Source organism: Nonomuraea glycinis, assembly GCF_035920485.1.
Classification (GTDB): domain Bacteria; phylum Actinomycetota; class Actinomycetes; order Streptosporangiales; family Streptosporangiaceae; genus Nonomuraea; species Nonomuraea glycinis.
In genome coordinates this window covers 6,628,765-6,652,038 of record NZ_CP109166.1, presented here as the reverse complement: position 1 = coordinate 6,652,038, position 23,274 = coordinate 6,628,765, and the positions used below count along the sequence as shown (strand labels likewise).

The window sequence follows — 23,274 nt, the reverse complement described above, 5'->3', positions numbered from 1 at the left end:
GGTGTGCAAACCTATCTTTGCAAAGTAATCTATGCACAGCTTTCCTTACACACTAGCGGAGTGAGTCATGGCGCGTCTCGGCCGATCGTTCGGCTTCCTGCTGTCCGCCACCGCGCTGTCGAACCTCGCCGACGGCGTGCTGAAGGTGGGCGCGCCGCTGCTGGCGCTGACGTTCACCCGCTCCCCCGTCCAGGTGGCGCTGGTGGGGGCGGCGGCCACGCTGCCCTGGCTGCTGCTCGCGCTGCACGCGGGCGCCCTCGCGGACCGGCTCGACCGCAGGCGCATCATGGTGCTGGCGAACGTGATCCGCGCGGCCGTCCTGCTGGCCGTGGCCGTGCTCGGCGCGCTCGGCCTGATGAACCTGTGGATCATGCTGGTGGCCGTGCTGCTGGCCTGCGTGAGCGAGGTGTTCGCGGACGTCTCGGCGCAGTCGGTGCTGCCGATGACGGTCGCACCCGCCCACCTCACCACGGCGAACGGGCGCGTGGTGAGCACCCAGACGATCGGCAACGACTTCGCCGGCGCGCCCGTGGCCGGCCTGCTGGTCACGCTCCTGCCCGCCGCCGTCTTCGGCGCCCCGGCCCTGCTGTACGGGGCGGCGGGCCTGCTCCTGCTGGGCATGCGCGGCCGCTTCCGGCCACAGCCCACCGGACCGGGCCTCTCGGACCGTCACCCTCAACCCGAGGGCACCTCAAGCAGCACCGAGCGGCGGTCGATGGCCGGGGACATCGGTGAGGCGCTGCGCTACCTGTGGCGGCATCGCTTCCTGCGCACGCTGGCCGTCTCCGCCGGACTGCTCAACTTCGCCAGCGCCGCCTACTTCGGCGTGCTCGTGCTGTGGGTCGTCGGCGACGGGTCGCGGATCGGGTTGGATCCGGCCGGCTACGGGCTGGTGATGACGGCGCTCGCCGTGGGGGCCGTGGCCGGGTCGCTGGTGTCGGACCGCGTCGTCCGGCTGTTCGGCGAGGGCCGGGCGCTGCTGGGCCTGTGGTTGATCAGCACGCTGTTGCACCTGATCCCCGTCCTGCTGCCGATCGCCTGGCTGCTCTATCCGACCGCCGTGGTGTGGGGCGCCGCCGGGGCCGCGGCGAACGTGCTCGTCATCTCCGCCCGGCAGCGGCTCATCCCCGCCGACCTGCTGGGCCGGGTGAACTCCGCCTACCGGCTGATCGGCATGGGCGGGATGCCGATCGGGGCGGTGCTGGGCGGGGTGCTGGGCGAGTTCGCCGGGCTTCCGGCGGTCTTCCTGAGCGCCGTGGGCGTCTGCTTGGCCGCTGTCGGCCTCCTGTGGCGTGTCGTACCCGATCGAATTTCATCGCCTCTGACCAGCGACGCTTCGATTCCCGACATATCCAGATCACGTTCGGCACCCAAAGGCCTGCGCTGAGATGACATGATTACCCCGTCAATGAGGGGATGGTATGCGGGAGATCGGCGGACGGTACCTCCTGAACGAGGAGGCCGGTCGTGGGGGCATGGGCGTCGTCTGGCGTGCATTCGACCAGCTTCTGCACCGAGAGGTAGCGCTCAAGGAGCTGACGCTGGCCGGGGAGGCCGAGATGGTGCGCCGGCGCGTGCTGCGCGAGGCGCGCATGGCGGCCAGGTTGTCGCACCCCAACATCGTCACGGTCCACGACCTCATCGAAGAGGGCGGCAAGCTCTGGATCGTGATGGAGTACCTCGACGGGCTCTCTCTTCACCAGTTGCTTTCCCAGGTGGGCACGCTGCCCGCGCAGTCGGTGGCGGCGATCGGCCAGCACCTGCTCGCGGCGCTGCGCACCGCCCACCAGGCCGCGGTGCTGCATCGCGACGTGAAGCCGGCCAACGTCATGCTGACGGGCGACCGGGTGGTGCTGACCGACTTCGGCATAGCCACGGCCGAGGGCGACATCCGGAAGGTCACCTCCAGGCGGCTGCGCGGCACACCCGCGTTCATGGCCCCGGAGCGGCTGCACGGCGGCCCGGCCAGCAAGGAGGCCGACATGTGGTCGTTCGGCGCCACGCTCTACAGCGCCATCGAAGGCCAGCCGCCCTACCCCGGGCAGGACGCGGCCACGGTGCTGGGGATGGCCCGCAGCGGCGGCTACCCGCCGCCGCGCCGGGCCGGTGTGATGCGCCCGCTCATCGAGGGCCTGCTGCACAACGACCCGGTGCGGCGCTTCACCCACGAGCAGACCGCCGGGTTGCTCGCGGGCATGCGCGCCGGCAGCTACCAGGCGGCCATCTAACCCGCGCTCAGTCCTTGGCCTTGGCGGCGCGGGCCCGGGCCTCTTCCTCGTCCATGGCGGCCGCCTCCTCGGGGGTGGGCGCGGTGCCGCCCAGGTGCGCGGGCTGCCACCAGACGCCCTGCGGGGTCTCCGGATAGGTCCGCTGCGCCCGGTCCACCAGGCTCGACAGCCGGGCGTGCAGGTCGGCCACGTGCTGGTCGACGTCCTCGCCCCGGCGCGGATTCATCGGCTCGCCGACCAGGATGGTCAGCGGCACATGGCGCTGCAGGAGCTGCTTCTTCCTGCCCTTGGTCCAGATCCGCTGGCTGCCCCACAGCCCGACCGGGATGATCGGCACCTTGGCCGCCTGCGCCATCCGGATGGCGCCGTTCTTGATCTCCTTGACGGTGAAGGAGCGGCTGATCGTGCCCTCGGCGAACACCCCCACCACCTCGCCCGCCTTCAGCATGCGCAGCGCCGTGGCGTAGGAGCCGGCGCCCGCCTCCCGGTCCACCGGGATGTGGTGCATGCCGCGCATCAGCGGCCCGGAGATCCGGTGGTCGAACACGTCCTTCTTGGCCATGAAGCGCACCAGCCGCTTGGCCGGCAGCGCGCCGTATCCGGCGAAGATGAAGTCGAGATAGCTGATGTGGTTGCTCACCAGCACCGCCCCGCCCGAGCGCGGCACGTGCTCGGTCCCCTCCAGGTGGAAGCGGTAGTCCAGCACGCGAAACAGGGTCCGCGCGGTGGCCAGCACCGGCGGGTACACGATCTCAGCCATGACCAGAAGGTAGCCTATTCCGGCCGGTTCCTTGGCATGCCCGCCCGCCGCGAGCGATTCGCCGACGGCGCTTGCCGCCGGGCGAAAACGGGCAGATGTTACGACCATGAAGAAGCTCATCAACGCGGCCGACTCCGTGGTCGAGGACGCCCTGGCGGGCCTCGCCGCCGCGCACCCCACGCTGCGGGTCCGCGACCGAGTCGTCCACCGGGCCGACGCCCCACGGCCGGGCAAGGTCGCCCTGGTCTCCGGCGGCGGCTCCGGGCACGAGCCGCTGCACGCCGCGTTCGTCGGGCACGGCATGCTCGACGCGGCCTGCCCCGGAGAGATCTTCACCTCGCCGGTGCCCGACCAGATCATCGACGCCACCCAGGCCGTCGACGGCGGCGCCGGTGTGCTGCACATCGTCAAGAACTACACCGGCGACGTGCTCAACTTCGAGATGGCCGCCGAGCTCGTCGAGGACGTCGAGGTGGCGAGCGTGCTCGTCAACGACGACGTGGCCGTCCAGGACTCCCTCTACACGGCGGGCCGGCGCGGCACCGGGGCGACGCTGTTCGTGGAGAAGATCGCCGGCGCGCTGGCCGAGGAGGGCGCGCCCCTGGCCGAGGTCGCGCGGGTGGCGCGCGAGGTGAACGAGCGCAGCCGCTCCTTCGGCATCGCGCTGACCTCCTGCACCACGCCCGCGGCCGGCCGGCCCACCTTCGATCTGCCGGAGGGCGAGGTGGAGCTGGGCATCGGCATCCACGGCGAGCCGGGCCGGACCCGGGTGCCGATGGCGCCGGCACGGGAGCTGGTGGCGGTGGCGATGGCCGCGATCCACGGCGACCTGCCGCTGCGGGACGACCTGCTCGTCCTGGTCAACGGCATGGGCGCCACCCCGCTGATCGAGCTGTACGTGGTCTTCGCCGAGGTGGAGGCGATCGTGCGCGGCAAGGGGGCCCGGGTGGCGCGCTCGCTGGTGGGCAACTACGTGACCAGCCTGGACATGCAGGGCTTCTCGGTGACGGTCTGCCGGCTCGACGCCACCCTGACGCGGTTGTGGGACGCGCCCGTCGAGACGCCCGCCCTGCGCTGGGGACGCTGATGGACACCGACTTCTTCCTCGCCTGGTTCGCCGGCATGGCCGAACTGATCCGGCTGCGCCGCGACCACCTGACCGAGCTCGACGCCGCCATCGGCGACGCCGACCACGGCACGAACCTCGACCGCGGGTTCGCCGAGGTGCGGCAGGCCCTGGCCGAATGGCCGCCGACCTCGCCGGAGCAGGTGCTCCTGTCCGCGAGCAACACTCTGATCCGCCGCGTCGGCGGCGCCTCCGGGCCCCTGTACGGCACGGCGTTCCGGCAGATGGGCAAGGCGCTGGACGCCCCGGTCACGCCGGCCGGGTTCGCCACGGCGTTCGAGGCGGGGGTGCGGGCGGTGGCACGGCTGGGCAAGGCCGTCCCCGGTGACAAGACCATGCTGGACGCGCTGGCCCCCGCCTCCAGGGCGCTGACGCAGGCCGTACAGGAAGGGGTGGAGGTGCGGGAGGCGTTCGAGCGGGCGGCGCGCGCGGCCGAGGAGGGGGCGCTGGCGACGATCCCGCTGCTGGCCCGCAAGGGGCGGGCGAGCTATCTGGGCGAGCGCAGCATCGGGCACGAGGACCCGGGCGCGGCGTCCTCAGCGCTCATCATGGCCGCGCTGGCGTCGGTGGAATCCTGATGAGGCGCTCGGCGCCGTCCCGCGGTGCGGCGGTCTTGTGATGGCCGGGATCGTCCACGGCGCCGGGCTCGCGGCGGAGGTCTCCTGATGGTGGGTGTGGTGCTGGTGTCCCATAGTGCGGGGCTGGCGGAGGAGGCGGTGGCGCTGGCGCGGGGGATCGCCGGGGAGCGGGTGCCGATCGTGGCGGCGGGGGGCACCGAGGACGGCGGGCTGGGCGCCAGCGTGGACCTGATCGAGCGGGCGGTCCGGGACGCCGACCAGGGCGACGGGGTCGTTCTCATCCCCGACCTGGGCAGCTCGGTGCTCACCGCCCGGCTGCTGGAGGTGCCGGGGCGGATCGTGCTGGCGGACGTGCCGTTCGTCGAGGGCGCCGTCTCGGCGGCCGTGGCGTCGGGCGGCGGCCTGCCGCTGGCCGGCGTGCTCGCCGCCGCCGAGGAGGCGCGCGGTCACCGCAAGCTCTAGTGCCCCCTGAACGCCTCCTCCAGCCACCAGGACGGGCGCTCACGGGTGACCTTGGCGTGGACGAGCAGCGGGCGGTCCCGCGGCCCCGTCAGCCAGCCGGCCACCCCGGCCAGATCGGCGGGCTCGGTGACCGTGACGGCGTCGAACCCGTGCCCCCGGGCGATGGCCGCCAGGTCGGCGGGCGGGAACCTGACCGTGTCCAGCGGGTGCCCGTGCGGCCCGAAGTGGTGCACCTCCGCGCCGTAGGCCTCGTCGTCGTAGACCACGACGAGCATCGGCAGCCCGAGGCGTACGACGGTCTCCAGCTCGGCGGCGCTCATCAGGGCCCCGCCGTCGCCGAGCGCGGCCACCGGCAGCCGGTCCGGCCGCGCGACGGCGGCACCGATGGCGGTGGCCAGCCCCAGCCCGACCGCCTGGAACGCCTGCGTGAAGCAGAACCCTTCCTCATCAGGGACATCCAGCATCATCGCGGGATATCCCATGAAATTTCCGGAATCAGTGGAGACGAGCCGTTCGTCGGGGAGCAGGTCGTCCAGCCCGATCGTGAGCGTCCGCGGGTCGATCCGCCCGTCGCCACCCTCGTCGGTGTACGGCACCGCCCGCCACCGCCCCTCCTCCCGGACCCGCCCGGCCACCACCGCCGACCGGTAGCCCCGCTCCTCGCGCGGCCCGGAGGGCTCGACGACGTCCCGGACCTGCCGGGCCACCCGCGCCACGTCCCCCACCACGCCGAGGTCCGCGGGCACGTAACGGCCCACGGCCGCCCGCTCGAGATCGACCTGTACGACCTTCGCCTCCGGCCCGATCAACGCCCCGTGCCGGGTGGTCCACATGTTGAGCCCGCACCCCCAGCCCACCACCAGGTCCGCGTCGCGGATCAGCTCGGCGGCCAGCGGCGTGGCGAACCCGCCGCTCACGTCCAGGTCCCACGGGCTGCCCCGGAACAGGCCCCGGGCCACCGCCGAGGTGGCCAGCAGGGCGCCAACGAGTTCGGCCAGCTCCTCCAGCTCGCGCCGGGCCCGGCGCGCCCCGCGCCCGGCGACGAACACCGGCCGACGGGACGCCATGAGCAGCCGCCCCAGCGCCGCCACCTCCTCCGGCAGGGCGTCCACCGGGACGGGCGAAGGCCGGTCGCGGAGCCGACCGGCCGCGCGCTCCAGCCGCTCCCAGGACTCCCCGGCCGCCGCCGCCTGCACGTCGAGCGGAAGGTTGAGCAGGACCGTGCGCCGCTCCTCGACGGCGATCCGGAACGCCTCCAGCGCGTCCTGCCCGGCCGTGCCCGGGTCGCCGGCGCGCATGGGCACCGCGCCCACCGCGCGGGCCACCGCGTCCTGGTCCATGGCGAAGTTGGAGCGGGCGTCGGTGGCCTCCCCGGCCAGCACCACCATCGGGGTACGGCTCTTGGCCGCCTCGGCGAGCCCGGTGAGCGCGTTGGTGAAGCCGGGGCCCTGGTGCACGGAGACGACCGCGAGCTTGCCGCTCATCCGGGCGTAGGCGTCGGCCATGGTGGCCGCGCCGCCCTCGTGCCGGGCCGCGACGAACCGCGCGCCGTGGCGGACGAGCGCGTTGGTGACGTGGAAGTTGCCGCTGCCGACCACGCCGAAGACCACCTCGGCCCCCGCCGCGGCGAGAACCCCGCCGACGGCATCGGCGACGATCAACGCTCGACCAGGGCCAGGACTCGCACCGGGCTGCCGGAGCCGCCCACGATGGGCAGCGGCGGGGCCACCACCACGGCCCCGGTCACCGGCAGGCGGTCGAGGCCGCGCAGCTGGGTCAGGCCGTACTTGCCCGCGCCGAGCAGGAAGGAGTGGCAGGGGAACGCGGGCTCGAAGGAGTGGGCGGCCCCCGCGTCGGTGCCGACGGTCTCCACCCCCACCCCGAGGATCGGCGTCTCCTCGGCCAGCCACTTCGCGCACTCGACGGAGATGCCGGGAGTGCGCGCGCCGTTCAGGAACTGGTCCTGGTCGTCGGACCTGGCATCCCAGCCGGTGCGGTAGAGGAGCCAGCCGCCGTCGGGCAGGGCGCCGTTGACCCGCTCCCACTCCTGGACGTGCTCGATCCGGAGCAGGAAGTCAGGGTCCTCGGCGGCCTGGGCGGCGAAGTCGAGCACCACGGCGGGCGCCAGCAGGCTGGTCACCGGCACCTGAGAGACGTCCTGCCCGTCGGCCCCGGTCACCCAGTGGATCGGCGCGTCGAAATGGGTGCCGGTGTGCTCGCCGGTGTGGATGTCGTTCCAGTACCAGGCGGGGCCGCGGTCGTCGTAGCGGCTGATCTCCTCCAGCCGGAACGGGATCGTGTTGCTGAACGGCTCGGGCAACTGGAGGATCGGTGTCTTCTCGGTCAAGGGAGCGGTCAGGTCGATCACCTCGATCGAGCCGTTACGCACGCTGTCCATAAAGCTCCGCAACACCGACATGTCATCCTCCTTGGTGGCTGAGGGCAGTCTGCTACGCGCGCATGGCCTGTGCAAACACCGTTCGAGGTGTCAGCCCTTGGTCCACTCCGCGCAGCCCGCCGTCTGGAAGCCCTTGTCCGTGGCGAGGATGGTGACGCTGGCGGGGCCCGGCGGCAGTCCGGCCGCGATCACGTCCCCGGCGTCGCCGCCGGTGCTGTCCAGGCGGGCCCAGTAGCACTTGTCGACGCCGGTGACGGGGCCGGTGGTCCGGTAGGTGCCCGGCTGGATGTCCACGCCGACGACGAGCGTGCGCATGGCCCCGAAAGCGCCGACCAGGTCGGCGCCCGTCCCGTCCTCGGGCAGCCCCGTCTGCGGCACGCCCGTGGAAGGCGCACCCGTGGACGGGGCTCCTGTGGCCGGTGATCCCGTGGAGGGGGCTCCCGTCGCCGGGGGCCCGGAGGTCGCGGGCGGGGCGGTGGCCGAAGGGGACGCGGAGGGCTGGGCGGGCGGCTGCTCGGCAGGGGTGGTGCCCTCCACCGTCACCGTGACCCTGGGCGCGGGTGAGGACGACGTCTCACCCGAGCCCATCCCGGTCAGGAACCCGAGGAGGAACCCCAGCACCGCGGCCATCCCGGACACGAGCAGGATGATCGTCGGACTGCTCGACGCGCGTGGGTAATCAGGGGGCCCGTACATCACCTGGACAGCGTCCCACCCGCGTCAACGCTGCAGGTAGTCCACCAGCGACGCCTTCTCGGTCTCCAGCTCCTCGATGGCGCTCTTGACCACGTCGCCGATGCTGACGATGCCGATCAGGAGGCCGTTCTCGACCACCGGCATGTGCCGCACCCGGTGGGTGGTCATCGTCGTGCGGAGCTCTTCCACGTTGTCGCCCGGTCCGACCGTACGGACCTCGGCGGTCATGATCGACGAGACCGGCTCGTCGAGGATCGCGGCGCCCCGGTCGTGCAGGCGGCGCACCACGTCACGCTCGGAGACGATCCCCGTGATCGTGACCCCGTCAGGGGAGACCACGACCGCTCCGATGTTCCGCTCGGCCAGCTGTGCCAGTAGTTCGCGGACGGTTGACTCCGGCGTCACCGTCGTGACGTCGCTTCCCTTGCCGCGCAGGATCGTACCGATGAGCATCTGCACCACCTCGGCCTTCAGTTACCCGAGCGGGACCCGGCTAAAGCGCTCCGCTCGACCTGGTTCCAAGGCAAGCGCGCTGGTAGGGACGGCGTCAAGGGAGTGCCGTTAAGCTGCGCGTACAGAAAACCACGCGAAACCACCCGCAGGGACACGTATGACCGAGCCGCTCAACATCGGAAGCCATGATCTGCCCGTCACCGAGGAGCTGACCGCGTTCATGCGCACGGGGTGGGCCGACACCCGGCGCACCGGCGTGCCGGCGGTGGCGGTCGCCCCGTGGGCGGCCAAGCGGCGGGCCGCGCTGGCGGACCGCTTCCCCGGCGAGCGGCTCGTCGTGCCGTCGGGGACGCTCAAGGTGCGCAGCAACGACAGCGACCACCGGTTCCGGCCGCACAGCGCCTACTCCTACCTGACGGGCGCGAGCGAGCCGGGAGACGTGCTCGTCATCGAGCCGTCCGGCGAGGCCCGGCTGTACGTCAGGCCGCGCTCGCCGCGCGAGGAGGGCGAGGAGTTCTACCGTGACCGCCGCTACGGCGAGTTCTGGGTGGGCCGCAGGCCGGATCTGGCCGAGGCCGCGGAGCTCTACCAGGTGGAGTGCGCGCACCTGCGCGAGCTCGACCTGAAGGGCCCGGCCAGGGTGCTGCGCGGGGTGGACCCGTCGGTGGACGCGCTGGTGGATCCGGGCGAGGGCGACGCCGAGTTCGAGGGCTTCCTGTCGGAGATGCGGCTGATCAAGGACGAGTGGGAGGTCGGCGAGCTGCAGAAGGCCGTCGACGCCACCGCCCTCGGCTTCGAGGACGTGGTGCGCGCCCTGCCGCGGGCGCTCGGGCACCCGCGCGGCGAACGCTATGTGGAGGGCGTGTTCGGGCTGCGTTCGCGGCTGGAGGGCAACGCGGCCGGCTACGACAGCATCGTCGCCTCCGGCGCGCACGCCTGCGTCCTGCACTGGATCCGCAACGACGGCGCCCTGCGCCCGGACGACCTGCTCCTGCTGGACGCGGGCGTCGAGTCCGACACCCTCTACACCGCCGACATCACCCGCACGCTCCCGCTGTCAGGCCGCTTCAGCCCGGTGCAGCGGCAGGTGTACGAGCTCGTCCACGCCGCGCAGGAGGCGGCCATCGGCACGCTCAGGCCGGGCGTCCGCTTCCGTGACTTCCATCTGGCCGCCATGCGCGTCATCTGCGAGGGGCTGCACGAGTGGGGGGTGCTGACCGACTCACCCGACGCGCTGATGGAGTCGGGCCTCTACCGCCGGTACACGCTCTGCAGCAGCGGCCACATGCTCGGCCTCGACGTGCACGACTGCGCCAAGGCCCGGGCGGAGACCTACCTGGACGGGGTGCTGGAAGAGGGTCAGGTGCTGACCGTCGAGCCCGGCCTCTACCTGCAGCCGGACGACCTCACGCTGCCGGCGGAGTTCCGCGGGCTGGGGGTGCGCATCGAGGACGACCTGGTGATCACGGCCGACGGCGCCCGGCTGATGTCCTCGGCACTCCCCCGCCACCCGGACGAGGTGGAGACCTGGATGTCGGCCCTCCTCGGCTGAGATCCCCCCGAAGGAGGGAACACGCCCATGACGATCGGCCCGGTGGCGATGGGCGGGCGGCCCGAGGAGGTGCGCGCGCCCGAGGAGTGGCTGACCGAGGTGGAGCGCGAGCGGGCCGCGAGGTTCAGGTTCGACGCCGACCGCCGCTCGTTCACGGCCGCCCACCTGCTGGTACGGATCTGCGCCGCCGCGGTCCTGGGCGTCCGGGCCGAGGAGCTGACGCTGCTGCAGCACTGCGACACGCACGGGCCCGGGCACGGCAGGCCGTACCTTGAGCAGGCCCCGGACCTGGGGGTGAGCTTCAGCCACACGCGCGGTTACGTGTGCGCGGCGGCCGGGCCCGGGCGCGTGGGGGTGGACGCGGAGCGGATCCCGGCGGGGCCGCTCGACCAGGCGCTGGCCGGCCTGGCGCTGACCCCGCGCGAGCGGGCGCTGGTCACCGGCAACGACGAGCTGATCAGGCACTGGACGCGCAAGGAGGCGCTGATCAAGCGCGGCGAGCTGACCCTGGACCGGATGGGCGCCGCAGAGCAGGACTGGACGGGCCGGCATCTGCTGGAGTGGCGCGCGGAGCCGGACATCATAGTGGCCGTTATCACCGATGCGGAAGCCGGTAGGCGGCCTATCAGCGGATAGCCTGGAGGCATGTTTTACCGCAAGTCTCTCGAAGAGCGTATCGCCGACCGCGTCGCCGCGCGCAAGCCACTCGAAGAGGGTAAGACGTTCGAACATGGACCGGCCAAGTTCGTCTTCGTCTCGCTGCTCGTCGCCGTCGTGCTCATGCACGTGGTGGGCGTGGCGATCGTGATGGCCTTCGCCTAGCCGACCCCGTTGGTTACTCTTCGTACGCTAGATTGGCAATCATGAGCGCGCCTCGCTGGCTTTCCCCCGCCGAGCAGCGTGCCTGGCGCACCCACCTGGCCCTGCACAAGCTTCTCATGCACCGCCTGGACCGGGAGCTGCAGGAGCACGCCCTGTCCCTGAACGACTACGAGATCCTGGTCAACCTCTCGGAGAGCCCCGACCGGCGGATGCGGATGAGCGACCTGGCCGACGCGACGATCCAGTCACGCAGCCGCCTGTCCCACCAGATCTCCCGGATGGAGATCAAGGGCCTGGTCATGCGGGAGGGCTGTCCCGACGACCGGCGCGGCACCTACGCGGTGCTCACCGACGAAGGGTGGGCGACGATCCAGCGGGTGGCTCCCGTGCACGTGACCGGCGTCCGCGAGCACTTCGTGGACCGGCTCACCGACGACCAGCTCGAAGAGCTGGTCAACGCCTACGATCCGATCGTCGAGCATCTGAAAAAGCTGCGCTGACACCCAACCGATATCGGCGACGGCGCGCGGCCTTTCCGCACGCTCGCTACGATCCGCTCATGCTCAGAAAGCTCCTCGCCTCCGCCCTCGTCTTCGCCGTGCTGTCAGCCTGCTCGTCAGGCGCCGGCGAGGAGCTGCCCGCCGGGCCCGACCTGATGAGGAAGGCCGCCGAGGCGATGAAGACCGTCAAATCGGCCACTTTCTCGATCGCCACCGAGGGCAAGCCGAACGTGCCGGTCAAGAAAGCCGACGGCCGGCTGACCGCGGCGGGCGACGCCGACGGGACGATCACGCTGGACGTGCTGGGCAGCCTGCAGGAGGTGTCCTTCGCCCTGATCGGCGACACCGTGCACTTCAAGGGGCCGACCGGCGGCTTCCAGAAGATGACCAGGCAGCAGCTCGCCCAGCTCTACGACCCCTCGCTGATCCTCAGCCCCACCAAGGGCATCGCGCAGCTGCTCAGCTCGGCGGCGGAGGCCAGCGTGGAGGCCGAGGAGGCCGGCGCCTACCGGGTGGCCACCACCTTCTCCGCGCAGACGCTCGGCACGCTGGTGCCGGGGGTCACGCAGGCCGTCAACGGCAAGGTCTGGGTCGACAAGGCCAGCAGCAGGCTTACCAAGGTCGAGCTGCCGCTGCAGAACGGCGGGGTGACGGTGTCGTTGAGCGACTACGACGCGCCGGTGACGGTCACGCCGCCTCCCACGGCCGGATGAGGCGCGCCCGCCGGGTCGCGCTCGGCGTGGGCGGGGCGGTGGTGCTGCTCGCCGCGCTCGACGCCTACGTGGTCGTGACCGTCCTCATCGACATCGCCGCCGATCTCGGCATCCCCCTCAACCGCCTGGAGCGGGCCACCCCCGTGGTCACGGGCTTCCTCCTGGGGTACGTCGCCGCGATGCCGCTGCTCGGCCGGTTGTCGGACCGCTACGGCCGGCGGCCGCTGATCCACGCCTGCCTGGCGGCGTTCGCCGCCGGCTCGGTGCTGACGGCGCTGGCGACCGGGGAAGTGACGGTGGTGGCGGGCCGCACGGTCCAGGGGGTGGCCGGTGGCGCGCTGCTGCCGATCACCATGGCGCTGATCGGCGACCTGTGGGGCGAGCGCGAGCGTCCCCTGGCCCTCGGCGCGGTGGGCGCGGCGCAGGAGCTGGGCAGCGCGCTGGGCCCGATCTACGGCGGGGTGCTGGCGCTGATCCCGAGCGCGCCGGTGTTCGGCCTGGAGCTGGGCCGCTGGCACGCCATCTTCTGGATCAACCTGCCGCTGGCGCTCGCCGCGGCGCTGGCCGTGCAGTTCGGCATCCCCAAGGCGCCGGTGCGGACGGAGCGGGCGGCGGGCCGGATCGACGGCGTCGGCGGCGCGCTGCTCGCCCTGGCGCTCGGGCTGCTCGTCGTCGGCCTCTACAATCCCGATCCCGCCAAGGCGATCCTGCCGCCCTGGGGGGTGCCCGTCATCGCGGCCGGGCTCGTGGTGGCGGCGGCGTTCGTGTGGTGGGAGATCCGCTCCCCCGTGCGCCTGCTCGACCTGACGGGCGTCAGGAAAGGGCCGCTGCTGGCCTCGCTCGGCGTGAGCTTCCTGACCGGCGCGGCGCTGCTGGTGACGATGGTGTTCGTGCAGTTCACCGCACAGACGCTGCTGGGGATGGAGGCGCTGGAAGCCTCGCTCGTGCTGGGCAGGTTCCTCATCGCGCTGCCGGTCGGCGCGCTGCTGGGCGGCCTGCTGACCCGCCGGCTCGGCGACCGGCTCGTCACGGTGGCGGGCCTGCTCGTGGCGGCCGTAGGTTACGCGCTGATGAGCCGCTGGCCGCTGGACCTGGCCGGTGCCCGGCTCATGATGGACGTCGATCTGGTGGTGGCCGGGCTCGGCGTGGGCCTGGTGATCGCGCCGGTGTCGGCGGCGGTGCTGCGGGTGACTCCGTCCGCGCAGCACGGGGTGGCGTCGGCGGCGGTCGTGGTGGCGAGGATGATGGGGATGCTGATCGGCATCGCCGCGGTGTCGGCGTGGGGCTTCTACCGTTTCCAGTCGCTGACCGCGCATCTCGACACCCCGGTGCCGTTCGGCGTCGACCAGGCCGTCTTCGCCGAGCGGCTGGCCGACTATACGGCCAAGGTGCGGGCGGCGTTACATGTCGAATACACGGAGATGTTTTTGATCACGGCGGTTCTCTGCCTTCTGGGGGCGGGTGTGGCCATGTTCATCAGCGGACGTCAGGCCGACATTCCCACCCAGTCGCATTTAAGCCGGTAAGATCACTTGTTTCCCTTTTGGCGAAATTCTGAAGGAGTGAGATGCCGGAATTCACAGTGATCCGTCCTCATGAGTTGAGCGCCTCCGATATTGCCGCGTGGCGCAAGATGCAGCGTGCCCAGCCCCATCTGGCCAATCCGTTTCTCAGCCCCGACTTCACCCTCGCCATGGGCGAGGTGGACGACCGGGTGCGGGTGCTCATCGTGCGCGACGAGGCGGGCATCGCCGGTTTCCTGCCGTACGAGCACACCGGCGGCGTGGGCGCGGCCGTGGGCTCGTGGGTGTCGCTGTCCCAGGGGGTGATCCACCGTCCGGGAGCCGAATTCGACGTGGACGCGCTGCTGCAGGCCTGCGGGCTGCACGTCTGGGAGTTCGGCTGCCTGGTGGAGCGGCAGCCCTGGTTCGCCCCCTACATCAGGCAGAGCCTGGAGGCGACGCTGCTCGACCTGAGTGACGGCTACCCGGCCTACGAGGAGAAGTTGAAGGCCAGATCCCCGAAGTTCCTGAAGAGCACCCAGTACAAAGAGCGCAAACTCGGCCGCGACGTCGGCGAGGTGACCCACGTGTTCGCGGTCGACTCCGACGAGCAGTTCCGCCTGTTAAGGGAATGGAAGTCCGCCCAGTATCTGCGCATCGGCCGCCCTGACCGCTTCAGCAAGGACTGGGTCGTACGGCTCGTCGAGCGGCTGCACGCCATCGACACCAAGGACTTCGGCGGCGTGCTGTCCATGCTGTACGCAGGCGGACAGCCGGTGGCGGGCCATTTCGGGCTGCGCTCGCACTCGACCCTGATCGGCTGGTTCCCCGCCTACGATCCGGCCTTCTCCAAGTATTCACCCGGCCTGATCCAGCACCTGCGGATGGCCGAGGACGCGGCCGCCCTCGGCCTGGACACCCTCGACCTCAGCGTCGGCGCGGGCTATGAGTACAAAAGCGCGCTGGAGAGCCGGACCACGCCGGTGAGCGAGGGCATCGTCCGCCGGCACACGCTCCAGGCGGGCGTCCACTGGGCGCGCACGGAGCCGGTGCGCCGGGTGCGGCAGCGGATGCTGGACACCCCGGCCATCTACCGGCTCGCGGACCGGGCGCTCAAGAGCTACGGCCGCATCCGGACGAAGGGCGAGCCTCGATGAAGGTCGCCGACCTCGAGTCCGCCATGGCCGAGCGGATCGGCCAGGGCTGCCTGCACGTGCCATCCGCGCGGTTCGGGCTGCTGCTGGCGCTGCGCCACTGGTTCGCCCCCGGCGACCGGGTGCTGATCTCCCCCACCAACTGCGAGACCGTGCTGTTCATCGCGCTCGCGGCCGGGCTCACCCCGGTGATGGCGCCGGTGTCGTGGCGCGACGGCAACATCGACGTACCCCGCGTCGACTGGACCGGCCTGGCCGGCGTGCTCACCACACACCTGTACGGCCAGCCCGACCGGGTGGCCGAGCTGCGCGCCGAGTGCGACCGCCGCGGGCTGGTCCTCATCGACGACGCCGCGCACGCCTTCCAGACCGTGGCCGACGGACGCCCGGCCGGCCTGTCCGGGCAGGCGGGCGTCTTCAGCCTGGCCAAGCACGGGCGCGCGATGTCCGGAGGCTTCCTCACCACCGCCGACCCCGGCGCGCTGGCCGAGCTGGCCGCGGCGCGCGAGGAGCTCCTGCTGCCCGGCGGCGCCAGACTGGGCGCGGTGCTCCGGCCGGTGCTCCGCGAGACGATCTACCGCACCGGGCTGGTCCGGCCGGTCTGGCACGCGCTCAAGCGGCTCGGCCTGGTCACCTGGACCGGGCACCGCTACCCCACGACGGCGGCGGAGGTGGCCAAGGCGTCCGGTGACCTCGCGGCGATGGACCCGTGGCTCCGCATCGACCTGGACGACTGGCGGGCACGCGCCGGGTCGGCGCTCCTGCGCTTCCAGCGCTCCCGGATGAAGGTGATCGACCGCGAGCGGGACCGGAGCATGGCCGGGGTCGAGCTGCTGCGCGCCACCCCCTGGGCGGCGCAGGGCGTCCGCGAGGCGCCGGTCCAGCCGCTCCTGCGGGTGCCGCTGCTCGTCGCGGACCGGGACGAGGCCGTCACCGCGCTGGAGGGGCAGGGCGTGGTGCCCGGCTTCATCTACGACCCGCCGCTGGACGATTACCTGTCAATGATTCCCCAAGGCCCCACGCCTGAGATCGCGCGCTGGTGGACGAGCCACGTGCTGCCCGCCGACCCGCTCGACGCCGCCCGCATGGTGCGGCTGCTGGAGCGGCTCGGCGTACGGCCCCTCGATCATCCCGCGCCGGAAGGACCCCCGCCCCATGGCCGGTAACCCACCCGAGATGGCCAGTGACGCACCCCAGCAGACCGGACCCGCCCCCAAGGCAGGGCTCGGCCTGGTGCGCAGGCTGCGGACCGACCTGCGCAACCCGCTGTTCCTGCAGGGCTACGCGCTGATGGCCAACACGGCCGCCACCGCCGTGCTGGGCCTGGGCTACTGGTTCCTGGCCGTACGGCTCTACAGCCCCGCCGCGTTCGGCGAGGGGCAGCTGATGATCACGGCCATGCGCCTGTTCTCCTCGCTGGTCGGGCTCGCCTTCGTCGGGGTCATGGCCAGATTCATCCCGATCTCCGGGCGCGGCACCGCGAAACTGATCCTGCGTGGCTACGGCGTCGCCGGGGTCACCGCCGTGCTGGCGGCGCTGGTCTTCCTGCTGACCCTGCCCCTGTGGGGACCGGCGTACGCGGAGCTGGACGGCCTGCTGCCCGCGCTGTTCTTCCTCGCCTCGGTGCTCGTCTGGACGATCTTCACCTTGCAGGACGTGGTGCTGGCCGGGCTGCGTCAGGCCGTCTGGGTGCCGGTCAACAGCACCCTGTTCGGCGTGCTGAAGATGGGCCTGCTGGTGGCGCTGGCGTTCGCGCTGCCCCAGGGCGGGCTGTTCGGCGGGATCTTCGTCTCTTGGATCGTTCCCACCGCGGCGGCGCTGATCCCGATCAGCTGGCTCATCTTCCGGCGGGCGATTCCCCAGCACGTGACCAGGACCGCCGCCCAGCACACCGTCCCGCCGGGGCTGCGCGAGATCGGCAGGTTCGTGGCCGGTGACTTCTCCGGCACCCTGTCCACGCTCCTGGTCCTCTACCTGGTGCCCGTCATGGTCGGCGCCTGGCTGAACGACCCTGAGCAGTTCGGCTACTTCTCGGTGACCCACACGCTCGGCTGCATGATGGGCCTGCTGGCGGCGAACATGGCGGTCTCGCTGACGGTCGAGGGCTCCCTCGACTCCGCCCGCCTCGCCCAGACCACCCGCAACGCGCTGCGCCGCACCTTCCTCATCGTCGGGCCCATCGTGGCGGTCGTCATCGCGGCGGCCCCGCTGATCCTGCTCGTCTTCGGCTCCGAGCTGTCCGAGGCCGGCACCCCGCTGCTGCGCCTGATGGCGCTGGGCGTGCTGCCGATGGCGCTGGTGGAGATCCGGCTGGGCACACTGCGGGCGCGCAGCGAGGCCAGGAAGCTGGCGATGATCCAGATCGGCATGACGGTGCTGGTGTTCGGCAGCGTCATCGCGCTGTTCCCGGGCTTCGGCGTCACCGGGGTGGGCTACGGACTGCTGATCAGCCAGACGGTGACCGGGCTGTGCGTGCTTCCCGGGCTGCGCAGGATCGTGGCGCTCTCCCGTACCGAGTCCTGACCGGCCGCCCCCGGGGCGGGCCCGGGGGCGGCGGGTCAGGCGGTCACGGTGAGAGCCGGTGCAGGTCGCGCGGGAAAGCGGCGGACTGGCGGATGTTGGCCGCGCCGGTCAGGCGCGCCGTCCAGCGCTCCAGCCCGATGGCGAACCCGCCGTGCGGCGGCATCCCGTACGCGAACGCCTGAAGATAGCCCTCGTACGGCGCCGCGCTCTCACCCCGCTCGGCCAGCGCTCGCAGGTAGTCGCGGTGCCGGTGCAGCCGCTGGCCGCCGGTCACCAGCTCCAGCCCGCGGAACAGCAGGTCGAAGCCGTTGGAGTAGCCGGGACGCGCCGGGTCGGGATGGGTGTAGAAGGGCCGCTTGGCCATCGGGTAGCCGGTCACGAACAGGAACTCCGAGCCGTGCTCCGTCAGCGCCCACCGCGACAGCCACCGCTCCTGGGCCGGGGACAGGTCCGGCTCGTCCTCGCCGGTCATCCGCTGCGCCTCGGTGAAGTGCACGGCCGGGATCTCGGCGGGCACCTCGGGCAGCGTCAGGCCGAGCGTGGCGACGGCTGCGGCGGCCCGCTCGCGTACGGACTCCAGCATGCCCGCCACCGCCTCGCGCAGCACCGCCATCACCTCGCGGTGGTCGCGCACGAAGCCCAGCTCCGCGTCGAGACTGGTGTACTGGGCCAGGTGGCGGACGGTGTCGTGCGGCTCGGCCCGGAAGACCGGCCCCACCTCGTAGACCCGCTCGAACACCCCCACCATCGCCTGCTTGTAGAACTGCGGCGACTGCGCGAGGTAGGCGGGGCGGCCGAAGTAGTCGATGCCGAAGACGTTCGCGCCGGACTCGGTCGCCGAGGCCACGATCTTCGGGGTGTGGACCTCGGTGAAGCCGAGCCCGTCGAGCACCGCCCGGAAGCCTGCCACGCTCGCCGCCGAGATCTCCAGCGGAGCTCTGAGCGCCGGGTGCCGCAGGGTGACCGGGGCGTGGTCGAGGATCGTCGGCAGGGTGGCCGGCACGACCGGGCGGTAGAGGTCGAACGGCGGCGCCTCGACCGGCTCGGACAGCACGTGCAGCTCGGGGCCGGTGAGCTCGACACCGCCCGGCGCCCGGGGGTTGGCCGTCACGGTCCCGGTGACCTCGACGACGCTCTCCTCGCCGGGCAAGTCGCCGCCGTGGCAGACGGCCTGCGCCAGCCCGGCGCGGTCCCGGATGACGAGGAAGGACACGGATTTCAGCAGCCGGCGGCGATGGACCCAGCCGGCGATCGTCACTCGTTGGCCGGCGTGCTCAGTGAGCTCCGCCGACAGGACACGAGAGATCATCACAACTCCTCACGAGGAAGTGCATGACCCCTTGGGAGTGCGGGGGAGAAGGGAACTCCCGGTGCCACCGCACTTTCGCCGCCCGCGAGGGGCGGCCTCCACGACCCGATGACGGGGGTCAGACCGGCGGGGCATTTCCTCCCCGCACTCGGGAGTGTCTTCGCCAGGGGGCGCGGGGCCGCCTTTTCAGCGGTCGGCGGCTCTCTCGGCCCGCGCGGGCCCTGGCTACTCGTCTCCGTCTGCGTGTTGCCGTGGATCGTACCTCAGCGATCCTTCTTCTGCCGCTTCTCCCGGATCTTCATCGTGACCTCGATCGGCGATCCGGCGAAACCGAACTCCTCGCGGATCCGGCGCTCGATGAAGCGGCGGTAGGTGTCCTCCAGCCAGCCCGAGGTGAACAGCACGAACTTGGGCGGCTCGGTCGACGCCTGCGTGGCGAACAGGATCTTCGGCTGCTTGCCGCTGCGCACCGGCGGCGGCGTCGCGTGCACCAGGTCGGTCAGGAACGCGTTGAGCCTGGACGTCGGCACCCGGGTGGACCAGGAGTCCAGCGCCTTCTCCAGCGCGGGCACGAGCCGGTCCATGTGGCGGCCGGTCAGCGCGGAGATGTTGACGCGCAGCGCCCACGGGGTGCGGACGAGCTGCCTGTCGATCTCCCGCTCCAGGTAGTAGCGGCGGTCCTCGTCGACGAGGTCCCACTTGTTGAAGGCCACCACCATGGCCCTGCCGGACTCGATCACCAGGCTGATGATGCGCAGGTCCTGCTCGGTGAGCGGCTCGCTGGCGTCGATCAGCACGATCGCCACCTCCGAGCGGTCGAGCGCGGCCCTGGTGCGCATGGCGGCGTAGAAGTCGGCGCCCTGCAGCTCGCGGTCGCGCCGCCGGATGCCCGCGGTGTCGACGAACCGCCAGGTCTTGTCACCGAGCTCGATCAGCTCGTCGACCGGGTCACGGGTGGTGCCGGCCATCGGGTCGACCAGCACCCGCTCCTGCCCCGCGAGCTTGTTGAGCAGGGAGGACTTGCCCACGTTGGGCTTGCCGAGCAGCGCCACCCGGGCGGGCCCGCGCTTGTCACCGAACGTCACCGCCGGCGTCTCCGGCAGCGCCTCCAGCACCACGTCGAGCAGGTCGCCGCTGGAGCGGCCGTGCAGGGCCGAGACGGCGTACGGCTCGCCGAGGCCGAGCGACCACAGGGCCGCGGCCTCCATCTCGATCTGCTGGTTGTCGACCTTGTTGGCGGTCAGGATGACCGGCTTGCCGGACTGACGCAGGATCGAGCCCACGATCTCGTCGGCGTCGGTGGCGCCCACGGTCGCGTCGACCACGAACAGGATCACGTCCGCCAGCTCAGCGGCGATCTGCGCCTGCTCGGCGATGCGCAGGTTCATCCCGGTGGCGTCGGGGTCCCAGCCGCCGGTGTCGACGACCGTGAACCGGCGTCCGCGCCAGTTGGCTTCGTAGGTGACGCGGTCGCGGGTCACGCCCGGCACGTCCTCGACGACCGCCTCGCGGCGGCCGATGATGCGGTTGACCAGTGTGGACTTGCCGACATTCGGCCGTCCGACGATGGCCACGACCGGCAGCGGAGTGCTGTCGGCCGTTTCCTCGGACACATCTAGCTCGTCGAGGTCAGCCTCGACCCAATTCCCCGTGGACACGATGTCTCATCCTTTTAGAGTCCCGCACCCTCAGGTGCGCTCCTTGACCAGTCTCAGCACCTCCGCGATGACCTCTTCGAGGTTGAACGCGGTGGTGTCGAGCTCGATGGCGCCATCCGCCAGCGAGAGTGGATCTGTCTTGCGTGTCGAGTCCAGCGTGTCGCGCCTGGCCATGGCGGCCTGCTGCGCTCGCGCGGTGGTGCCGGTCAGCTCCGCCGAACGGCGCTGGGCCCGGGCCTCGGCGCTGGCCGTCAGATAGATCTTGACGGGCGCGTCCGGGGCGACGACGGAGCCGATGTCGCGGCCTTCGACCACGATGTCACCGGTGCCGACGATCTCCTGCTGGAGCGCGACGAGCCGCGCCCGCACCTGCGGCACCGCCGCCACGGCGGAGACCGCGGAGGTCACCTCGTCCTGCCTGATCGGCTCACCCACGTCGACGCCGTCGACCTGGATGGACGGGGCGTCGGGGTCGGTGCCGGAGACGATCTCGGGCTCGCCGGAGCGGGCCGCGACCGCGTCGTGATCGGCGAGGTCGACGCCCTGCCGGAGCATCCACCAGGTCATCGCCCGGTATTGTGCCCCGGTGTCCAGGTAGCGCAGTCCCAGCGCGCGAGCGACTCCGCGCGACGCGCTCGACTTGCCCGACCCCGAAGGGCCGTCCATGGCGATGACCAGACCGGCCACGGTCTCTCCCTCTTCACGTTTGACCTAACCTGAAGAGGTTACCGCCTCCCGGTCAGTCACTCACCCAGCTGCCGTGGAAGCCGAGCGGCACCCGGGCCGGCAGGTGCACGGTGGCGACCGGCTCGCCGGTGAAGTCCTGCGCCGACAGGATCACCAGGTCGGCGGCGCCCCGCTCCGGATCGTTGACGAAGGTCATCACGTAGCCGTCGTCCTCGGCCTCGCCCGACTCCACGAACACCGGCTCCCCCACGTAGGCGTCCCGGCCGAACCGCCGCTCCTGCTGGGTGCCGTGCTCCAGGTCGTGCTTGATGAGCGTGTTGTCGAACGCCACGTCCGGGAGGTCCTCCATGGCCACGTCCCGCTGGTGGACCACATCGACCAGGTCATGGGTGGCCACGGTGTAGCCGTAGCGGTACGGCCTGCCGGTGAGCCGCTCGTCCATCCGCGGGAACTCCTGTGTCCGATCGTCCAGCCGGGTCTCGCGCACCGTGCCCGACGCCAGGTCGATCCGCCAGCGGTCCAGCGTGGGGGTGCCGCCCGTGTCGAGGCGGGCGTCGACGAAGCGCTTGGGGTAGCGCACCACGTCGACCACGACCTGGTCGCCGTCGTCGTAGGCGTTGAGCGTGTGGAAGACCCAGCACGGGTTCACCTCGAACCACCGCACCTCGCCGGTCCGGCGGGACAGCAGCCCGAGCCGGGAGGCGTGCTCGTCGTTCCACGCGTACGGCAGCGGCGTGCCCTTCTCGGCATGCGCCATGCTGAAGGTGACGGGCAGATCGTAGAGCACCACGAACCGCTCGGTCAGCGCGAAGTCGTGCATCATGGGCGCGTCCGCGATGGGGATGTCCGTGGTCCGCGTGACGGTGCCCTTGGCGTCGAGCACGATGTGCTGGTGGTGGTCCCAGCCGAAGAAGTACGCCATCGCGTGCAACTCGCCGGTGGCCGGGTCCAGGTGGGTGTGCGCGGCGTATCCGCCGGGCAGCCCGCCGTCGAAGTCGCACGCGCCGATCGTGTCGAGCTCGTAGCTGAGCTCGTACGGCAGCGCCCCCGCCTCCACGGTCGCGAACGTACGGCCGGCCACGCCGATCACGTGCGTGTTGGCCGCGAAGTCCATGCCGCCGTGCGTGGGGCCGGGCCTCGGCTCCTCGCCGAGCCGCCGGGCGACCTCGGCGCTGCGCACCCACCGGTTGCGGTACCACTCGGCGCGGCCGTCGCGCAGCCGCACCCCGTGCACCATGCCCTCGCCCAGGAACAGGTGGGAGGCGCCCGGGTCGTCGAGGCCGAGCGGGTTGGGGCCGTTGCGCAGGTAGCGGCCGTTCAGCTCGGCGGGGATGCGGCCGGTGACCGCCAGGTCGAAGGCGGTGATCTCGTCGGTGACGGGGGCGAGGCCACCTCGGTAAGGCGTCGACATCAGGGGATCCTCTCGTCGTGCGTCAGGAAGGAACGTCGCGTGTCGGGACGGAATGTCGTGCGTCAGGAACACCGTGGGTCAGGAAGGAACGTCGCCTGTCAGGAAAGGGCTGAGCACCGAGGCGCAGAGCAGCCGGTAGCGCTGCTCCCCCTCGGCTCGGTCGAAGAAGCCCGCGAGCTCCAGGCTGACCGCGCCGTGCATGGCCATCCAGAGCACGTCGGCGATCTCCGCGTCGGAGCCGCCGTGCAGCAGCCCGTGCGCCAGGCAGCGGCGGACCCCGGCCACGAGCAGGTCGAAGGACCTCTTCGCCTCCTGCCTGGCCTCGGGGCTCGGGGTGAAGCCGGGCACGCCCCCTTGGAACATGACGCGGTAATAGTCCGGCTGGTCCAGCGCGTAGCTCCGGTAGGCGTCGATGCCGGCCCGCAGGTGCGTCATGGCGTCCGGGCCGGGGGGCGCGGCCAGCAACCGCCGCTCGAACCTGGCGAACCCCTCCAGCCAGAGCGCCTCGCTGAGCCCGTCCTTGCCGCCGAAGAGCGTGTAGATCACTTTGGTGGAGCAGCCGACCTCGGCGGAGATGCGGCGCACGGTCAGTGAGGCCGGGCCTTCGGTGATCAGGAGGTGCGTGGCGGCGTCCAGGATCGCGGCCCTGACGACATCCTGGCCCTCGCGCTGGGCTTGCTGATAAGTGGTGACGCTCATCCGAAACATCGTTTCTGTCCGGTAACACTGTTACCCACTCTTT

The 23,274-nt window shown here is 71.6% G+C and carries 25 protein-coding genes; 15 read left to right on the top strand and 10 right to left on the bottom strand.

Going from position 1 to position 23,274, the window contains the following annotated elements; all coding sequences use genetic code 11:
* The first annotated feature begins 67 nt into the window (after positions 1-67).
* Together OHA68_RS31275 and OHA68_RS31270 are read left to right on the top strand one after the other, a co-directional pair.
* The gene (locus OHA68_RS31275; protein WP_327103433.1) at positions 68-1,387 is read left to right on the top strand and encodes an MFS transporter; all 1,320 of its coding nucleotides are present in this window, start codon (positions 68-70) and stop codon (positions 1,385-1,387) included.
* 34 nt (positions 1,388-1,421) lie between these two features.
* Positions 1,422-2,228, top strand: coding sequence for a serine/threonine-protein kinase (locus tag OHA68_RS31270; protein WP_189140088.1), 807 nt, complete (start codon positions 1,422-1,424; stop codon positions 2,226-2,228).
* 7 nt (positions 2,229-2,235) lie between these two features.
* Here the strand turns inward: OHA68_RS31270 and OHA68_RS31265 are convergent, their stop codons facing one another.
* Positions 2,236-2,988, bottom strand: coding sequence for a lysophospholipid acyltransferase family protein (locus tag OHA68_RS31265; RefSeq protein ID WP_189140087.1), 753 nt, complete (start codon positions 2,986-2,988; stop codon positions 2,236-2,238).
* A 106-nt stretch (positions 2,989-3,094) separates the two neighbouring features.
* Between OHA68_RS31265 and dhaK the strand changes: the two genes are divergently transcribed.
* From dhaK to OHA68_RS31250, 3 genes are all read left to right on the top strand, one after another.
* The gene (gene dhaK / locus OHA68_RS31260) at positions 3,095-4,075 is read left to right on the top strand and encodes a dihydroxyacetone kinase subunit DhaK (protein WP_327103432.1); all 981 of its coding nucleotides are present in this window, start codon (positions 3,095-3,097) and stop codon (positions 4,073-4,075) included.
* Positions 4,075-4,692, top strand: a complete 618-nt coding sequence (dhaL, locus tag OHA68_RS31255) for a dihydroxyacetone kinase subunit DhaL (RefSeq protein ID WP_327103431.1) — start codon at positions 4,075-4,077, stop codon at positions 4,690-4,692. The genes dhaK and dhaL overlap by 1 nt, the downstream gene beginning before the upstream one ends.
* A 99-nt stretch (positions 4,693-4,791) precedes the next feature.
* Positions 4,792-5,154 carry a PTS-dependent dihydroxyacetone kinase phosphotransferase subunit DhaM gene (locus OHA68_RS31250; RefSeq protein ID WP_327103430.1) on the top strand — a complete coding sequence of 121 codons (363 nt, stop codon included), beginning with the start codon at positions 4,792-4,794 and terminating at the stop codon, positions 5,152-5,154.
* Here OHA68_RS31250 and OHA68_RS31245 read toward each other — a convergent pair.
* The 3 genes from OHA68_RS31245 to OHA68_RS31235 all read right to left on the bottom strand — a co-directional run bounded on the left by OHA68_RS31245 (position 5,151) and on the right by OHA68_RS31235 (position 7,930).
* Positions 5,151-6,815: a thiamine pyrophosphate-binding protein gene (locus tag OHA68_RS31245; RefSeq protein ID WP_327103429.1), complete on the bottom strand. Its 1,665-nt coding sequence runs from the start codon at positions 6,813-6,815 to the stop codon at positions 5,151-5,153. The two genes, OHA68_RS31250 and OHA68_RS31245, sit on opposite strands and share 4 nt — an antisense overlap.
* Positions 6,812-7,573 (bottom strand): cyclase family protein, encoded by a 762-nt coding sequence (locus OHA68_RS31240; RefSeq protein WP_327103428.1) that lies wholly within the window; start codon positions 7,571-7,573, stop codon positions 6,812-6,814. The genes OHA68_RS31245 and OHA68_RS31240 overlap by 4 nt, the downstream gene beginning before the upstream one ends.
* A 69-nt stretch (positions 7,574-7,642) precedes the next feature.
* The gene (locus OHA68_RS31235; RefSeq protein WP_327103427.1) at positions 7,643-7,930 is read right to left on the bottom strand and encodes a hypothetical protein; all 288 of its coding nucleotides are present in this window, start codon (positions 7,928-7,930) and stop codon (positions 7,643-7,645) included.
* A 19-nt stretch (positions 7,931-7,949) separates the two neighbouring features.
* On the opposite strand from OHA68_RS31235, the gene OHA68_RS31230 reads away from it, so the two are divergent.
* The gene (locus OHA68_RS31230; RefSeq protein WP_327103426.1) at positions 7,950-8,231 is read left to right on the top strand and encodes a hypothetical protein; all 282 of its coding nucleotides are present in this window, start codon (positions 7,950-7,952) and stop codon (positions 8,229-8,231) included.
* A gap of 41 nt (positions 8,232-8,272) precedes the next feature.
* On the opposite strand, the gene OHA68_RS31225 is transcribed toward OHA68_RS31230, so the two are convergent.
* Entirely contained in the window at positions 8,273-8,701 is a 429-nt protein-coding gene (locus OHA68_RS31225; RefSeq protein ID WP_327103425.1) for a CBS domain-containing protein, read from the bottom strand.
* 157 nt (positions 8,702-8,858) lie between these two features.
* Here OHA68_RS31225 and OHA68_RS31220 point away from each other — a divergent pair, with 157 nt between their 5' ends.
* Genes OHA68_RS31220 through OHA68_RS31180 form a run of 9 tightly spaced genes read left to right on the top strand, consistent with a single transcriptional unit; the run spans position 8,859 to position 17,467 of the window.
* On the top strand, positions 8,859-10,253 hold the full coding sequence (locus OHA68_RS31220; protein WP_327103423.1) for an aminopeptidase P family protein: 1,395 nt from the start codon (positions 8,859-8,861) through the stop codon (positions 10,251-10,253).
* A gap of 27 nt (positions 10,254-10,280) precedes the next feature.
* Positions 10,281-10,889, top strand: coding sequence for a 4'-phosphopantetheinyl transferase family protein (locus OHA68_RS31215; RefSeq protein ID WP_327103422.1), 609 nt, complete (start codon positions 10,281-10,283; stop codon positions 10,887-10,889).
* A gap of 9 nt (positions 10,890-10,898) precedes the next feature.
* Entirely contained in the window at positions 10,899-11,075 is a 177-nt protein-coding gene (locus OHA68_RS31210) for a hypothetical protein (RefSeq protein WP_327103421.1), read from the top strand.
* 41 nt (positions 11,076-11,116) lie between these two features.
* Positions 11,117-11,575, top strand: a complete 459-nt coding sequence (locus OHA68_RS31205) for a MarR family winged helix-turn-helix transcriptional regulator (RefSeq protein ID WP_189140076.1) — start codon at positions 11,117-11,119, stop codon at positions 11,573-11,575.
* Positions 11,576-11,634: 59 nt separating this feature from the next.
* Positions 11,635-12,288 (top strand): LppX_LprAFG lipoprotein, encoded by a 654-nt coding sequence (locus OHA68_RS31200; RefSeq protein ID WP_327103420.1) that lies wholly within the window; start codon positions 11,635-11,637, stop codon positions 12,286-12,288.
* Positions 12,285-13,814 (top strand): MFS transporter, encoded by a 1,530-nt coding sequence (locus OHA68_RS31195; protein ID WP_327103419.1) that lies wholly within the window; start codon positions 12,285-12,287, stop codon positions 13,812-13,814. Before OHA68_RS31200 ends, OHA68_RS31195 begins: the two co-directional genes overlap by 4 nt.
* 41 nt (positions 13,815-13,855) lie before the next feature.
* Complete coding sequence (locus tag OHA68_RS31190; RefSeq protein WP_327103418.1) at positions 13,856-14,947, top strand: GNAT family N-acetyltransferase; 1,092 nt, start codon at positions 13,856-13,858, stop codon at positions 14,945-14,947.
* Entirely contained in the window at positions 14,944-16,110 is a 1,167-nt protein-coding gene (locus OHA68_RS31185; protein WP_189140072.1) for a DegT/DnrJ/EryC1/StrS family aminotransferase, read from the top strand. The genes OHA68_RS31190 and OHA68_RS31185 overlap by 4 nt, the downstream gene beginning before the upstream one ends.
* Positions 16,100-17,467 (top strand): lipopolysaccharide biosynthesis protein, encoded by a 1,368-nt coding sequence (locus OHA68_RS31180; protein ID WP_327103417.1) that lies wholly within the window; start codon positions 16,100-16,102, stop codon positions 17,465-17,467. Before OHA68_RS31185 ends, OHA68_RS31180 begins: the two co-directional genes overlap by 11 nt.
* Positions 17,468-17,510: 43 nt before the next feature.
* Here OHA68_RS31180 and aspS read toward each other — a convergent pair whose 3' ends face one another.
* The 5 genes from aspS to OHA68_RS31155 form a co-directional block, all read right to left on the bottom strand.
* Positions 17,511-18,776, bottom strand: coding sequence for an aspartate--tRNA(Asn) ligase (gene aspS / locus OHA68_RS31175; RefSeq protein WP_327103416.1), 1,266 nt, complete (start codon positions 18,774-18,776; stop codon positions 17,511-17,513).
* 263 nt (positions 18,777-19,039) lie between these two features.
* Complete coding sequence (gene der / locus OHA68_RS31170) at positions 19,040-20,434, bottom strand: ribosome biogenesis GTPase Der (RefSeq protein WP_327103415.1); 1,395 nt, start codon at positions 20,432-20,434, stop codon at positions 19,040-19,042.
* Positions 20,435-20,464: 30 nt separating this feature from the next.
* On the bottom strand, positions 20,465-21,121 hold the full coding sequence (cmk, locus tag OHA68_RS31165; RefSeq protein WP_327103414.1) for a (d)CMP kinase: 657 nt from the start codon (positions 21,119-21,121) through the stop codon (positions 20,465-20,467).
* 52 nt (positions 21,122-21,173) lie between these two features.
* Complete coding sequence (locus OHA68_RS31160) at positions 21,174-22,532, bottom strand: carotenoid oxygenase family protein (RefSeq protein WP_327103413.1); 1,359 nt, start codon at positions 22,530-22,532, stop codon at positions 21,174-21,176.
* Positions 22,533-22,610: 78 nt separating this feature from the next.
* Entirely contained in the window at positions 22,611-23,231 is a 621-nt protein-coding gene (locus OHA68_RS31155) for a TetR/AcrR family transcriptional regulator (protein WP_327103412.1), read from the bottom strand.
* Positions 23,232-23,274 lie beyond the last annotated feature (43 nt).